The following is a 13,820-nucleotide window of genomic DNA, read 5'->3' on the forward strand; positions in this document are numbered from 1 at the left end:
AGAGTCCCGGCGGGATGCCGTTCCGTGCTCACGTCAGCCCCAGGGCTTCGGTGCAGTTGCATGGCGTTCGGTTCGTGATCATCCGAGGCCGAGAAGTGTGAGGGGGCGGCGAGGGTCGCGGGCGTTGCGGCGGAGGCCGGCCGCGATGTTCTTCACTCCTGCCGTGCGGAGGGCTCCACTGGCGAGGTTGCGCCAGGTGGCCATCGCGCGGGGTGCGTTGCCGGTCCGCAGCTGGGAGGCGTCCTCGGCGAAGGTGGTGTCGCGGACGTGGTGCAGGGCCTCGATCTTCCAGTGGTCGCGGACGAGTCGCGCGAGCTGGGCCGCGGTGGCCTGCTCGGCGGTCAGGCTGGTGACGGTGTAGACCGTCTTGATGGTGGTCCTGCCGGTCCTGCCGGTCTTGCGGTTGGTGGGCCGGCGCTTGATCTGGACAGCCTGGCGGGCTCCGGGGAAGAGGAGGCTGACGGTGGCGGCCTTGATCCGGCGGATCTCCGAGCGGCCGTGGCGGGTTCCCTGGGTGCGGTCCTGAAGCGGGATGTCTTTCCAGGCAAGGGACTTGAGTTGTCGGCGCAGCTTCTTCTGGTTGCCCTTGACGATCACGATGTAGTGGGCGCCCCGGCCGAGGAGGTAGTCAGCGTGCTCGCGCTGGGTGTGCATGGCGTCGCTGGTGACGACGGTTCCTGCCAGGTCGGCGACGGTGTCCAGCAGCGGCTGGAAGCAGGTGATCTCGTTCGTCTTCTCACCGACATCCAGCTGGGCCAGGACCAGGCCGGTGGCGTGCTCCAGTGCGGCAAGCAGGTGGATCTTGCGGCCCTTCGCTCTGGCCGCGCCGCGCAGGCTTTTGCCGTCCACCGCGAGGCCGCGCAGCCCGGTCACCTTCGGGCGGCGGTCATCGAGCCAGCGTCCGACCGCCAGGTCCAGCGCGTCGCCGTCGATGCGGGTCAGTAGACGCCGGACCGTCGTTTCCGCAGGCAGGGGCCGCTTCGGGAACAGCGGATCGATGCGTATGCCGAGGCGTTGCAGGACGTGCGGCGGGGCATCGGCGATCCACTCGCTGACTGCCAGCACAGAGGTCGCCCCCGCCAGAACTGCGCACGCGGTCAGCGCGAGCACGGCAACCAGAGCGTGCCGTACGCCGCGCGGGTCTCTTGGGTCGGGCACCTCGGCCAGGCGCTCTAGCAGGCCCGGGACCTCGGCGAATACCAGCTCGGGTTGCTCGCGGACCTGGTCAAGGGCAGGCGGGATCAACGATGATGCGTCGGCGGGCACGGTCTTCCACTCGGATCACGGGGCGTAGAGAACTCCATGATCTTGGAAGCCGTGCCTGCCACGTTTCGGGGCAACGTCGAACTGGCAGATCGTCACGAACCAGGCGTCACGCGACTACGCCGAAGCCTTGGGACGGGGGGCAAGGCCCCGCAGGTTCGAATCCTGCCGTCTCGTCAACCGCAGGGGTTTTCTAGCGGAGTAGGCCGTGTGCCGTGCGAGGCGGCGGCGTGAGGGGGCCGGCGGCCCGGGGTGTTGCCCCCGGCCCGTGTCGGTGGTGGCGTGGTCGGCGGGTTGAAGGGATGGCTGGGGAATGACTCGGACTCTGATTACCGGTGGTCTTGTGATCACGGCCGCGGACGAGGTGCACGCGGATGTGCTGATCGAGCATGGCCGGGTGGTGGCGTTGGCGGCGCCGGGGACGCAGGAGTGGACGGCGGACCGGGTGATCGACGCGTCGCAGAAGTATGTGATCCCGGGTGGGGTCGACGCGCACACGCATATGGAACTGCCGTTCGGCGGCACGTTCGCGTCGGACACGTTCGAGACAGGGACGCGGGCGGCGGCGTGGGGCGGGACGACGACGATCGTGGACTTCGCGGTGCAGGCGAAAGGCGAGTCGCTGCAGGCTGGCCTGAACGCCTGGATGGAGAAGGCGGACGGGAACTGCGCGATCGACTACGCGTTCCACATGATCATGTCGGACGTGAACGAGGCGACGCTGCGGGAGATGCCGAAGCTCATCGAGCATGGCGTTTCCTCGTTCAAATTGTTTATGGCGTATCCGGGGGTCTTCTATTCGGATGACGGCCAGATTCTGCGGGCGATGCAGGTTGCCGGCGATACCGGTGGGCTGATCATGATGCACGCGGAGAACGGCATCGCGATCGACGTACTGGTGGAGCAGGCCCTGGTCCGGGGCGAGACCGACCCCCGGTACCACGGAGAGGTCCGCAAGGCGCTCCTGGAGGCGGAGGCGACCCACCGGGCGATCCAGCTGGCCCGGGTCGCCGGCTCCCCGTTGTACGTGGTCCACGTGTCGGCGCAGGAGGCGGTGGCCGAGCTGGCCGCTGCCCGTGACAAGGGCCTGCCGGTCTTCGGCGAGACCTGCCCGCAGTACCTCTTCCTGTCCACGGACAACCTCGCGGAACCGGACTTCGAGGGCGCCAAGTACGTGTGCAGCACGCCCCTCAGGCCGAAGGAGCACCAGGCGGCGCTCTGGCGGGGCCTGCGGACGAACGACCTCCAGGTGGTCTCCACCGACCACTGCCCGTTCTGCTTCGTGGGCCAGAAGGAGCTGGGACGCGGGGACTTTTCGAAGATCCCCAACGGCCTGCCGGGTGTGGAGAACCGCATGGACCTCCTCCACCAGGCGGTGGTGGACGGGCACATCTCGCGCCGCCGCTGGATCGAGATCGCCTGCGCGACGCCGGCGAGGATGTTCGGCATCTACCCGCAGAAGGGCACGATCGCCCCTGGTGCGGACGCGGATGTCGTCATCTACGACCCGCACGCCACCCAGGTGCTGTCGGCCGAGACTCACCACATGAACGTCGACTACTCGGCGTACGAGGGGAAGACGGTGACCGGTCAGGTCGAGACCGTCCTCTCGCGGGGTGAGGTCGTCGTCGACCAGCGGAAGTACGTCGGCCATGCGGGGCACGGCGGGTTCGTGCCGCGCGGCCTTTGTCAGTACCTGGGCTGAGCAGCCCGGAATCTCATCGCACCGACTCGAACTTGGAGGTCCCGCGTGGACTTCGGACTCGTCCTGCAGACCGACCCGCCCGCCTCGCAGGTCGTGGGCCTGATGCGCCGGGCCGAGCGCAACGGCTTCCGCTACGGCTGGACCTTCGACTCCGCCGTGCTGTGGCAGGAACCCTTCGTCATCTACAGCCAGATCCTCGCCAACACCACCAAGCTCCACGTGGGCCCGATGGTGACCAACCCGGGCACCCGTACGTGGGAGGTGACCGCCTCCACCTTCGCCACCCTCAACGACATGTACGGCAACCGGACCGTCTGCGGCATCGGCCGCGGCGACTCCGCCATGCGCGTAGCTGGCCGCAAGCCCAACACCCTCGCCCGGCTCGGCGAGGCCATGGACGTCATCCGCGACCTGGCCGAGGGCCGCGAGGCCGAGGTCGACGGCAACGCGATCCGCATCCCCTGGATCAAGAACGGCAAGCTGCCGGTGTGGATGGCCGCCTACGGCCCCAAGGCACTCGCCCTGGCCGGGCACAGGGCCGACGGCTTCATCCTCCAGCTCGCCGACCCCTTCCTCACCGAGTGGATGGTCAAGGCCGTCCGGCAGGCGGCCACCGACGCCAGCCGCGACCCCGACGCCCTGACGATCTGCGTCGCCGCCCCGGCCTACGTCACGGCGGACGACTCCCCGGAGGCGCTGGCCCACGCCCGCGACCAGTGCCGCTGGTTCGGCGGCATGGTCGGCAACCACGTCGCCGACCTGGTCGCCAAGTACGGCGAACACTCCTCGATGGTCCCCGGGGAACTCACCGCCTACATCAAGGACCGGCACGGCTACGACTACTCCCACCACGGCCGCGCCGACAACCCCGACACCGCCTTCGTCCCCGACGAGATCGTCGACCGCTTCTGCCTCCTCGGCCCCGCCGAGGCCCACATCGCGAAGCTCCGCCACCTCAGGGACCTCGGCGTCGACCAGCTCGCCGTCTACAGCATGCACGACAACCGCGAGGCCACCATCGACGCCTACGGCACCGACATCATCCCCGCGCTCCGCTGACGAAGTCGTTCGGTCCAGCCTCCGATGCAGGTGGATGACGGCCATCCACCTGTTCCCGATGACGGCGCACGTGGAGTGCGTGGCGATCTTGGAACCTGCTGATAGGGGTGTCTGAACTGCGGTTTTGTGGCGCGGGTGGTTTGCTCGACCTGTTTCCCTCTGCGCGGCGGGTCTAGGGGACGGACCGACACTTGTAGCCTCCTGACCTGCGAATTCATTGGGACGCGCTTGTGCCGGCAACGCCTTCAGGGCCTTGACGGAAATTTTTGACGCTCGGTTGACGCTCGAAGCGGAGGTTTCGGCTGCGGATCTCTCCGGCTGAGGCTGTGTCGATCGGGGAGGGGAATGGTGCCGGTCCCGGGTCAGGTCAGCCGGGAGGCCGAGGCTGGTGCTGGCCCGCTACCGGCCGCTGGCGTTCTTTCCATCTTGGGCAGAGTTCGACGAGGGCGTGGCCGGCCTCGGCGGAGTCCTGTTCGGGGTGAAGTAGTACAGGGAGGGAGGGTCGTCGTCGTGCCACGCCCGGCTTGCCGGGTGCTCGATCGGGATGCAGCACAGGAGATGTCCCTGTGGGTGCCTTCGCGCAGGTAGGAATTCTCGGCGACGCCGGTGACATCGATGGTGCAGCCTTTGACGCGCCGCAAGGCGACCACGCCGTCGATGTCCGTCTTCCAGGCCACGTGGCTGAGCATCGCCTAGAGCCCCCGTTCAGGCGCGCTGATGTCGAGTCAGCGGTTGTGCAGAAGTTCCGGTGCACGCCGTGCCGCTTCGGCACGCGCCAGGTGGTAGGCGTTGATCTCCGCTGCGCGGTCTGCCGAGACGCCGATGCGGTGGCGACCGTCGAGATGTTCGGCGACGTCGACCAGTTGGCTCACACGCTGGCACTCGGCGTCTGCCACCGCGATCGCGATCTCTGCGGCGGCTGGAGTGGAGCCGGCTGTGTTGCCGCCTCGGCTTCGTGCAGCGGCCTGTCGCGCGGCTTCTGGTGTCTCGAAGGCCCGATGATGGATTCTCATGCAGGCCCGCCAGTCCTTCAGCGCCTTGAGGTAGGCGGTATCGGAGGTGACACGGCGGAAGACCTCAAGATTCAGGTTGCTGGCGACGAACTGGTTGCGTAGCCAGGTCACGAGGTCCGGTCCATAGAGCAGGCGCCGGGCATCGGACGTGCAGCCGTCGCGGTTGGTGGTGATGTTCTCGCCGTCTGGCAGGTCGATGGTGATACGGGTGTCGTCGTGTCCGAAAAGAGCAACGGGGTAGGCCTGCTGCCGGCTCTTTGACAGCGACGCCAGATAGGGCCGGTTCGGGTCGTCGGACACGAATTTCCTGATCGGACCGTTCGCCTGCGAGGGTTCGCTGTATCCATGGCGGCGTGCGGTGCTGACGTCCAGACGGCCATAGTTGGCTGCCCTGGCCCCCGCCAGGGCTTGCTCGGGAGGCTGGCGAACTACGTATCTGAACCCGGCGTCTGCCATGCACTGTGCCACCAAGCGGCCCTCGGCGAGGAACAGGTACTTTGCGGCCTCCCAGGTCAGATCTCCGTGGGCTTTCTGCAGCGTCGCTGGAGGCGCAGGCAGTGGTGCCGAGGCAGCCCCGTGCTGTCCGCTGCTTCCGCAACCAGCGAGGAGCACACTGAGAGCTATCAGCAGACATGTGCCAGTGCCCCGGATCTGCCGCCGACGCGAAGTAGCGTCCGGCTCAGCCTCGGCCCGGGGGGTTCCGCGGCGTAAGCGCGCCTGCCAGGAGGCATCGGTACCTGCATGTGCCGCCATGACTGACCTCCGTCGTAGTACACCGCCTCCCTGCCGGAGAGCGGCGTTCGAGCCCGGTCTTCGTGAGGGTGAGCCGTCGGCCCGGAGAGACGCCGGGCCGACGGCACCTGGGGCCTCAGCAGCCCCAGTTGTTGGAGCTGCCCAGGTGGGCGTGGGCGGCGTCCTGGGGGGAGGAGGTGCCCGACGCCACGACCTTGACCGATCCCGTGTAGTAGGAGTACTGCCAGACACAGGCGTTCAGTCCGGAGGTGCCGTGGTTGTACCAGGACGAGTCGTGGTTCTCGATGGCGTACCCGCTCCAGCTGGCGTTGGAGTCCTTGAACTTGTACATCTTGCCGTTGTAGGAGGTCTGGTCCCAGACACAGAGGTAGCCGGACGGGCAGTCGGCGGTGGCGGCCTGGGCGGACGAAACCGGGCCGAGGAAGACGGCTGCGATGGTGGCTGCGGCGACCAGCGGCAGGACACGGGTGAGACGCATGGGAATTCTCCTCTGACGATTCGAACAGCAGGAAGGTGCGCATCGGTAGGTGCAGGAAAGGGCATCGAGGGATTCTTTTCGGCCCCTTGCCAAGCATCTGCGTCAACTCGAGCATCGGGGCAGCAAAGGTTGTTCAGCTGGCAGGTAAGGCGGCCATAATCAACGAATCAATCGGAACATTCGGAGGGTGCACCGAGTTGACAGGCAGGCCAGGCCGTCCGGAACAGCCGCTGGATCCTGAGGCAGGACCTCTGGAGCGCTTGGCGTTAGATCTGCGCGCACTCCGTGGGAGGGTTCAGCCGCCAATCACCTACGCCCAAATGGCGGCCTCGACCCGTTTCTCGCAAAGTGCACTGTCCCAGGCTGCAGCCGGCCAGCGGCTCCCCAGCCGGGAAGTTCTCCTCGCCTACGTTCGTGCGTGCGGTGGAGATCCGCGGTGGTGGGAGAAGTGTTGGGAACGCGTACGGCAAGAGCTGTGCCGACTCAAGGATGCTCCGAATTCCGACACGCTCAGCCCACAGAGCTTCGGCGGACTGGAAACCACCAGCTTCGTGGGCCGCGAGGCCGAACTCACCCAGGCTGCGGCCCTGCTGGAGCACAGTCGCCTGGTCACGCTGGTCGGCATGGGCGGTGTAGGGAAGACGCGGCTGGCCAGGCGCGTCTTCCAAGAAGCAGGCGAACGGTTCGCGGACGGCACCTACTGCGCGGAACTTGCTGAACTCGCTAGCGACCATGCTGTTCCGGAAGCGGTCGCCTCCGCCGTCGGCGTGCACGCCCGGGCAGGGCAGGACCCCCTGCCCGCACTCGCCGAGGCGCTGCGCGAACGGAGCATTCTCCTCCTCCTCGACAACTGCGAGCATGTGCTCGCCGGATGCGCCCGCACCATTCAGGGCCTGCTGCCGCTGTTGCCAGAACTGCGTGTCCTCGCGACCAGCAGGCAGGCTCTCAACCTCGGCGCGGAGCACGTGCTGCTGGTGAGACCGTTGGGCCTTCCTCCCCAGCGCCAGTCACCAGACGAGACGCACGCTGAGGCCGAGCGCGTCTCGGGCGAGGGTGGCGTGGACTCGCCGGCCATGACGCTCTTTGCTGACCGGGCCGAGGCCGCCTGTCCCGGCTTCAGGGTGACTGATGCGAACCGGCACGTTGTCGCCCAGGTGTGCCGAAGGCTGGACGGTCTGCCTCTCGCCCTGGAGATCGCCGCCCGACGGCTTCGCACTTTGTCCCCCGAGGAGCTTCTGCAGCGGCTCGATCACAGGTTCCGCCTGCTGGGCCCCAGTGCCGGAGAACGCACCGCACCCCCTCGCCACCAGGCGCTGCGTGCGCTCTTCGACTGGAGCTACGAGTTGTGCACCGAAACCGAGCGAGCGGCGTGGGAGCAGCTGTCGCTCTGTTCCGGTGGGGTGGTGCTGGCCGATGCGGAGCAGCTCTGCGTGCCCGCCGGCCAGGGTTCCGGGCCCGAAGCCACGGCGGCCGGTGGGGCATTCGAGGCCCTGGCCGGGCTCATGGACAAGTCGCTTCTCACCCGTGTCGAGACGGATGGCCGCACCCGTCTGCACATGCTTGAGACCGTTCGCTCCTACGGGCAGGAACGCCTCGTGGAGAGTGGACGGGCGCAATCGGCCCTGCTTCGGCACCGTGCCTGGTATCTCCGACTCGCTGCGCGGGCGGGGCTCGCATACGGCTCGTCCGCACAGGCATCGTGGCTGCGCCGGCTGCGGGTGGAGCACCCGAACCTGCGGCAGATCGCCACATCGCCTCCGCCGCCCGGTGAGCCTGCGGCAATCTTGCTCCACGCGTGTCTCGGCTTCTGGCTGCACTGTCTGACCTCGGCCAATGTGGGCGAGGGCGCGGGGTGGATGCGAAGAATTCTCGAACGGCACCCGCAGCCTCCCTCCCCCGAGACAACCGTCCTCTGGTGCCAAGCTGTGTGGGTGGCTGGATTCCTGTTGCTTCTCCAGGGAGATTACGTCGGCGCCCAAGAGGTGATTACCCGGGGTGAAGAGGCGCTGGCGGACATGCCTGCTGCGACCGCCACCGTGACCAGCGGCTTAGCGGACCGCCCAACGCCCGAGGAACTCACCGCAGCCTTTCTTCAACTGCGTGCTCTCCCTGCGCTGTTTGCCGGCGAAACCGAGACCGCCATGAAGTACACCGAAGCCTCGCTGGCGATTGGACAGTGGTCCGACGCTCTGTTGACTCGGGAACAGTGCGTCGCCCAGCTCGGCTTCGCCGCCATGATGCAGGGCGATCACGCCCGCTCCACCGCCTTGCTTGAACAGGCTCTGAAGATGTCCGAGGCCCGGGGCGATGTGTGGCATCGGTGCTATCTCTTGTGGGCCCTGGCCGTTAACCACAGCGAGGCGGGGCGGCCCGAGCTGGCCCTGGAGCCCCTCAAGCGCGCGCTCCAGCACACCAGAGAGATCGACGAGCACTTGGGAGAAGCGGCTCTCAGCGAGACCCTGGCCTGGGTGCTCGCCGCGTGTGGCGACCCGCGCTCGGCGGCGGTCGTGCTGGGAGCGGTGGACCGTGTGTGGCATCCGTCCGGCGCTCCTCGCCTCTTCGGCTTTACGCTCTTGACCGCTCATCGTGAGCGTGGACTCCAAAGTGCGCACCGACTGCTGGGTGAGAGCGAGTACCGGCGGGCATACCAGGAAGGGCAGGACCTCGGCCTGCGGCGGACGGTTGAGAGGGCATGCGCAGCCAATCAGCTCTTTCCGACCTGAGGCGTTGGGCTGCAACGAGGCGGAGTCGCTGATAGGTGGGCAATGGAGTGGGCCGCGCGGCTTCGACCTGGTCCGGCGGCCACCCAACGTGCACGCGCACTGGCGGCGGGCGGCCCTGCAGTGGGTGCCGGTCACCGGGGTGACCGGCCGACCTGGACCAGACCGACCTGTTCGACCTCGCGGCACCCGAGTGTGCGAGTGGCCGCGCCGAGCTGGAGCGCCTGGCGGCCGCGGCCGACACACTTGGCGCCGAATAGGTGCGGCTCCTGGGCCGGCACCGTGCCAAGGGGCCCGTTACTGAAGGCGATGCCCGGCTGTCGCGAACGCTACACAACGGCTCTGGAGACCAACGGCAGACACGACGAAGGGGACCTCATGCGCCGACGCACCTTACTGAGCGGCGTACTCGCCCTGGGAGCAGGTGACGTGCTCGCGAGTCACCTTGCGGCCGGCTGCGAGGAACGCCTGCGCATACACCGTGCCGTACGAGCCGCGCACGGTCGGATACACAACCTCCTCGGCGCGGCAACGGTGTACGCCCTGGCCCTCGAACACCACCGCTCGGTCACCGAGCTGATCGCTCCCGTCCACAGGGGTCGGCCACCATGTCCGACATCATCAGGGACGAGCACATGGCCGCCCTGCTCGAGCATCGACTGGACGAGGCTCGCACCTGCTTTGCCAACGGCGCTCACGTCGCAGCCACCATCATGCTCGGCAGCCTCCTCGAAGGCGACCTACTGTCCGCAGTGCAGGAACGGGACGCCACACTGCTGGGCAAGAAGAGCCCACAGAACATCACTCTTCATGAACTGATCAACATTTGCCGCGAAGCGAGCTGGATCGACGCAGACGTCACGTCCTTCAGCCACGCCCTGCGCGACTACCGCAACTTCGTCCATCCCCACCGTGAATACCGCGAGTCCTACAGGCCCGACCGCGACACATTCAACGTCTCATGGCACGTGGTGAACGGTGCCCTCAACGACCTCGCCGCAAGCCGCCCGCGCTCGGCTGTCTAGTGCCGGATCAGGCAACGTTTGCCCTGTCGACGACGGCGCGCAGGCGTTTGTCGTCGGCGTGGCGGTTTCGCCAGATGATGTAGCGGCGGATCATGCTGCCCTGCTCCTTGTGGTCTGCGTGGTCCGTGCCGTCGAGGGTGAAGTAGCGCAGGGCTGTGAACTGGGCCTCTATACGGTTGAGCCAGGAGCTGTTGGTCGGGGTGTAGGCCATCTCGACGTTGTTCGCAGTGGCCCAGGTGCCGACTCGCTGGCACTTCTTCGTGGTCAGGTGCGGGGAGAAGTTGTCGCTGATGATCGCGATCCGGACCTCTCGCGGGTAGAGCGTGCGGAGGTAGCGGCAGAACTCCAGGAACTGCGTCCGCTTCTTGACCGGCTTGATGTGGCCATAGAGCTTGTCCTTGGCCAGGTCCAGGGCGGCGAACAGGTGTCGCACTCCGCCGTAGCGGTTGTAGGTCGCCCGGCGCCGCCGGCGGGGTTCGCGGCCGGGATCCTTGTGTTTGCCTCCGCGTTCGGCCCACTGCCGGCCTGGGTGCGGTATCAGGTTGAGGGGTCCGAACTCGTCCATGCAGAAAATGACTTCGGGTTCACCGTCCTCGGGTATGACCTCGCCGTCGGCGATCGCGTAGAGGTGCTCGACTCGGGCCTTCTTGGTCGCGTACTCCGGGTCACGGGAGGTCTTCCAGGTTTTCAGGCGTTGAAAGGAGACGCCTTCCTCGCGGAGCAGGATGCGCAGGCCCTCGTGGCTGATGTCGTCGACCACCCCCTCGGCGACCAGGAAGTCCGCCAGCTTGGTCAGGCTCCAGGTTGAGAACGGCAGGTCGTGTTCGGTCGGCTTGGACTTGGCGATCTTCTTGATCTCGCGGCGTTCGGGCAGGGTGAAGGTCTTCGGCCGGCCTCCGGAGTACTTCGGGTACAGCGAGTCGAAGCCGTCCGTGTTGAAGTTGTGGATCACGTCCCGGACACGGTCGTCGCTGGTGAACGACACCTCGGCGATCCTCGCCACCGGCATGCCCTGCGCGGACAGCAGGACCATCTGGGCCCGCCGCCAGGTCACCACCGATCCGGTGCCCCTGCGGATGATCCGCAGCAGCCGCCGCCCCTCGTCATCATCGATTTCGCGGACCCGCACTCGTATCGCCACCCGGACAGGGTGACCGTCACGCGCCGCCCAGCAAACCACCCGGACGGCGCGTCACATCGGGACAGCGCGTAGGCGTTTGTCGTCGGCGTGGCGGTTTCGCCAGATGATGTAGCGGCGGATCATGCTGCCCTGTTCCTTGTGGTCTGCGTGGTCGGTGCCGTCGAGGGTGAAGGGCTGAGGCCGTGCATCGCGGCCTCATGTTCCGGGTCCAAGAGCAGAGCAGTGTTCACTACCCCCACCGACTGGCTGCGCGGAGATCGGCGATGGAGGGCATGCTGTCAATCGCTTCGTCTGCGCGTCCGTGCCTGACGAGGAGCGCCGCCGCCTCCCACGCCTCCACATCGGCATCTGCCCGGAGCAGCCCGAGAGCCTCTTCGACGCGTCCCGACTGCTCCAGGATCCACGCGGTGCTGGATGTCAGTCCGTACAGGTCCGTCGGCAGCACCGTGGCGTAGGCGAGGGCTTCCTCGTACCGGCCTGCCTCGCCCAGCAGCCCTATCCGGTTCGTATGGAACCAGGACGCGTGCTCGTCAATGTACTCGGCATCACGCTCGTCGAGGATGGCCAGGGCATCGTCGAAACGCCCGGCCTCGGCAAGAAGGTGGATGACGCCTTCGAGAAGGCAGGCGTCGTGGTAGTCGAACGTGGGTCGTCCCACCTCAATGGCCTCCTCGAACCGGCCCTGGCGCCCCAGCAGTTCGATCAATGGCCAACGGAAGCGGTCCCACTCGTCGGCCGCGATGAAGCGTCGCAGGACGGTCTCGGCCTCGTCGGCCCGACCTTGGTCTTCGAGGGCCCTGGCGTAGTACGGCAAGCCGACGTGCGCGTGCTCCCCGATGCCCAGTTCGCGCAGTTCGTCCATGCGCCCGTTGCGCTGGAGGAGTTCGGCATAGGCGGTGAGCGTGTTCTGGACCAGGAAGCGGTCGGCGGCTATGTCTGCCCCGAGTACCCGGACGGCCTCGTCGACGCGGCCCGCGCGTTCCAGGACCTGGGCCTGAAGGTCCTGCGCATTACTGGCCTCGAGGTTCCATCGTTCCTCACCGCGGGCTCTGCGGGCCCGTTCGGCCTTCGGTGCGAGCAGTTCCAGGACCCGCTCGTCTCGGTTCTGTCCCTCGGTCAGCTCGACCAGGACGGACAGCAGCCACGAGCGGTCCAGGTGCGGTGTGAGGACGGCGATCGCCTCATCCACCTGCCCCGCCTTCACCAGCAGCTCCGCGAAGTCGCGGCATATGCGCTCCGACGCCAGCCGCATATCGTCCGGGCGGACCCAGTCCAGCGCCTGCTGCACCCGTCCCGCCTGCAGCACAATGTCGGCAGCCGCCCAGCGTGCTGGCTCCCAGCCAAGCTCGACAAACGGTTCCAGCACGCCCAGCGCCCGCTCGAACTCCGCTATCTTGCACAGCTGGCGCGCGGCCGCCCTCGCGCAGGACCACGCTCCCATTGAAGCCGCCCGGACCAGCTGCTCTACGTGCCCCTGCTCTACCAGCAGGTCGACCAACACGGGCGGGTATCCACCGAGACCCCGTGACTGCCATTCAAGATCATCAATATTCACGGGCTGAGCGTACGGCCGCCCACTGACAAACCAGCGGCACCATACTCCGGTCGCTCAGCAAGCCGATCGTCGACAACGCGCCTCCGCTTAGACCGTGTCCTATGTGGTGAGTCGGACGAGTCGTTTGTAGCAGCAGAGTGCGGCGGCGAGTCCGAGGAACGCCAGGTAGTTACGGGGTTGGCGTTCGTAGCGGTGGTTGAGTCGGCGGTAGCCGGTCAGCCACGACATGGTCCGCTCGATGACCCACCTTCGGCGGCCGAGCCGTTCACTGGACTCGATTCCTTTGCGGGCGATGCGCACGCCGATACGTTTCCCGCGGAGCCATCTTCGCAGGTCAGGTATGTCGTACGCCTTGTCGGCGTGGAGCTTGCCGGGTTTGTAGTTCCAGCCGTTGTGGGGGTCGTGTCTCGTTTGGAGACCGGCCACCATGGGCTTCAGACCCTGGCAGTCGTGGGTGTTGGCGGCGGAGAGCCCGACGACCAGGGGCAGTCCGTTCGCGTCAGACAGGACGTGCGTCTTGGAACCCGGCTTACCCCGGTCCACAGGCGACGGGCCTGTGAGGTCGCCCCTTTTTTCGCCCTTACGTGGGCGGAGTCGAGAACCACGCGGGTCAGGTCGAGCAGGCCGCACTCGTCGATCCTGTCGATGACGGCCTCGTGCAGCCGGCCCCAGACACCGGCCCTGGACCAGATCACGAAACGGCGGTGAGCCGTCGACTTCGAGATCCCGAAACAAGGGGGCAGCGCCCGCCAGGCGCATCCGCTCACCAGCACGTAGATGATCGCGGCGAACAGCGTCTCATCAGGCGTGTCCTGCGTCCCGCCACCCTGCGGACGCACCTTCGACGGTGGGATCAACGGCTTCGCGATCTCCCACAGCCCGTCCGGAACAATCCAACTCCACGCATCCCGCCCCATGAACAACCCAACGAGCAACTCACCACATAGGACACGGTCTAATACTGCAACGGTGTTTGCCGTGACGGGTAGGCAGGTCGATCGTTGGTGTTGTCGTGGGTGGGGATCTTGCTGAGGTCAGGTCGTGGGCCGGTGAGTTGGGTGCGGTGCAAGGGCGGTTTCTTCACCGATTCGGCAGGTCGGAGCCTCGT

10 protein-coding genes and 1 pseudogene are annotated in these 13,820 nt (G+C 67.0%); 4 read left to right on the top strand and 7 right to left on the bottom strand.

The genetic code is table 11. The annotated features are described in order from the left end of the window. Positions 1 to 240: 240 nt before the first annotated feature. Positions 241 to 1,266: pseudogene (locus ACZ68L_RS41615) on the bottom strand (ISAs1 family transposase); the annotation flags it as partial. A gap of 310 nt (positions 1,267 to 1,576) precedes the next feature. On the opposite strand from ACZ68L_RS41615, the gene hydA reads away from it, so the two are divergent. Beyond that, positions 1,577 to 2,968 (top strand): dihydropyrimidinase, encoded by a 1,392-nt coding sequence (gene hydA, locus ACZ68L_RS41620; protein ID WP_093900455.1) that lies wholly within the window; start codon positions 1,577 to 1,579, stop codon positions 2,966 to 2,968. Between the two features lie 45 nt (positions 2,969 to 3,013). After that, entirely contained in the window at positions 3,014 to 4,027 is a 1,014-nt protein-coding gene (locus ACZ68L_RS41625) for a TIGR03842 family LLM class F420-dependent oxidoreductase (protein ID WP_469588721.1), read from the top strand. 725 nt (positions 4,028 to 4,752) lie between these two features. Here the strand turns inward: ACZ68L_RS41625 and ACZ68L_RS41630 are convergent. Beyond that, a complete protein-coding gene (locus tag ACZ68L_RS41630) occupies positions 4,753 to 5,340 on the bottom strand; it encodes a hypothetical protein (RefSeq protein ID WP_469588724.1) in 588 nt (195 codons plus the stop codon). Between the two features lie 568 nt (positions 5,341 to 5,908). Beyond that, entirely contained in the window at positions 5,909 to 6,271 is a 363-nt protein-coding gene (locus tag ACZ68L_RS41635) for a peptidase inhibitor family I36 protein (RefSeq protein ID WP_329832227.1), read from the bottom strand. Positions 6,272 to 6,591: 320 nt separating this feature from the next. Here ACZ68L_RS41635 and ACZ68L_RS41640 point away from each other — a divergent pair, with 320 nt between their 5' ends. Next, on the top strand, positions 6,592 to 8,994 hold the full coding sequence (locus tag ACZ68L_RS41640) for an ATP-binding protein (RefSeq protein ID WP_469588727.1): 2,403 nt from the start codon (positions 6,592 to 6,594) through the stop codon (positions 8,992 to 8,994). A 390-nt stretch (positions 8,995 to 9,384) separates the two neighbouring features. Here ACZ68L_RS41640 and ACZ68L_RS41645 read toward each other — a convergent pair whose 3' ends face one another. Continuing rightward, positions 9,385 to 9,585, bottom strand: coding sequence for a hypothetical protein (locus tag ACZ68L_RS41645; protein ID WP_469588730.1), 201 nt, complete (start codon positions 9,583 to 9,585; stop codon positions 9,385 to 9,387). A 14-nt stretch (positions 9,586 to 9,599) separates the two neighbouring features. Between ACZ68L_RS41645 and ACZ68L_RS41650 the strand changes: the two genes are divergently transcribed. Then, the gene (locus ACZ68L_RS41650) at positions 9,600 to 10,016 is read left to right on the top strand and encodes a hypothetical protein (RefSeq protein ID WP_469588731.1); all 417 of its coding nucleotides are present in this window, start codon (positions 9,600 to 9,602) and stop codon (positions 10,014 to 10,016) included. A gap of 7 nt (positions 10,017 to 10,023) precedes the next feature. Here ACZ68L_RS41650 and ACZ68L_RS41655 read toward each other — a convergent pair whose 3' ends face one another. The 3 genes from ACZ68L_RS41655 to ACZ68L_RS41665 form a co-directional block, all read right to left on the bottom strand. Continuing rightward, positions 10,024 to 11,157: an IS630 family transposase gene (locus tag ACZ68L_RS41655; RefSeq protein WP_469588734.1), complete on the bottom strand. Its 1,134-nt coding sequence runs from the start codon at positions 11,155 to 11,157 to the stop codon at positions 10,024 to 10,026. 229 nt (positions 11,158 to 11,386) lie between these two features. Further along, complete coding sequence (locus ACZ68L_RS41660; protein ID WP_469588736.1) at positions 11,387 to 12,712, bottom strand: tetratricopeptide repeat protein; 1,326 nt, start codon at positions 12,710 to 12,712, stop codon at positions 11,387 to 11,389. 99 nt (positions 12,713 to 12,811) lie between these two features. Then, positions 12,812 to 13,629, bottom strand: a protein-coding gene (locus tag ACZ68L_RS41665; RefSeq protein ID WP_469588738.1) for an IS5 family transposase whose coding sequence is annotated in 2 segments (ribosomal slippage) — positions 12,812 to 13,281 and positions 13,281 to 13,629 — 819 coding nt in all. Because the reading frame shifts where the segments join, the coding sequence is not laid out codon by codon here. Positions 13,630 to 13,820: the final 191 nt, after the last annotated feature.

This window comes from Streptomyces sp. NPDC104309, assembly GCF_055584025.1.

Excerpts from the sequence above, each read along its gene's own strand:
- hydA (WP_093900455.1), top strand. The coding sequence starts at position 1,577 with ATGACTCGGACTCTGATTACCGGTGGTCTTGTGATCACGGCCGCGGAC.
- ACZ68L_RS41635 (WP_329832227.1), bottom strand. The coding sequence starts at position 6,271 with ATGCGTCTCACCCGTGTCCTGCCGCTGGTCGCCGCAGCCACCATCGCA.
- ACZ68L_RS41640 (WP_469588727.1), top strand. The coding sequence starts at position 6,592 with ATGGCGGCCTCGACCCGTTTCTCGCAAAGTGCACTGTCCCAGGCTGCA.
- ACZ68L_RS41650 (WP_469588731.1), top strand. The coding sequence starts at position 9,600 with ATGTCCGACATCATCAGGGACGAGCACATGGCCGCCCTGCTCGAGCAT.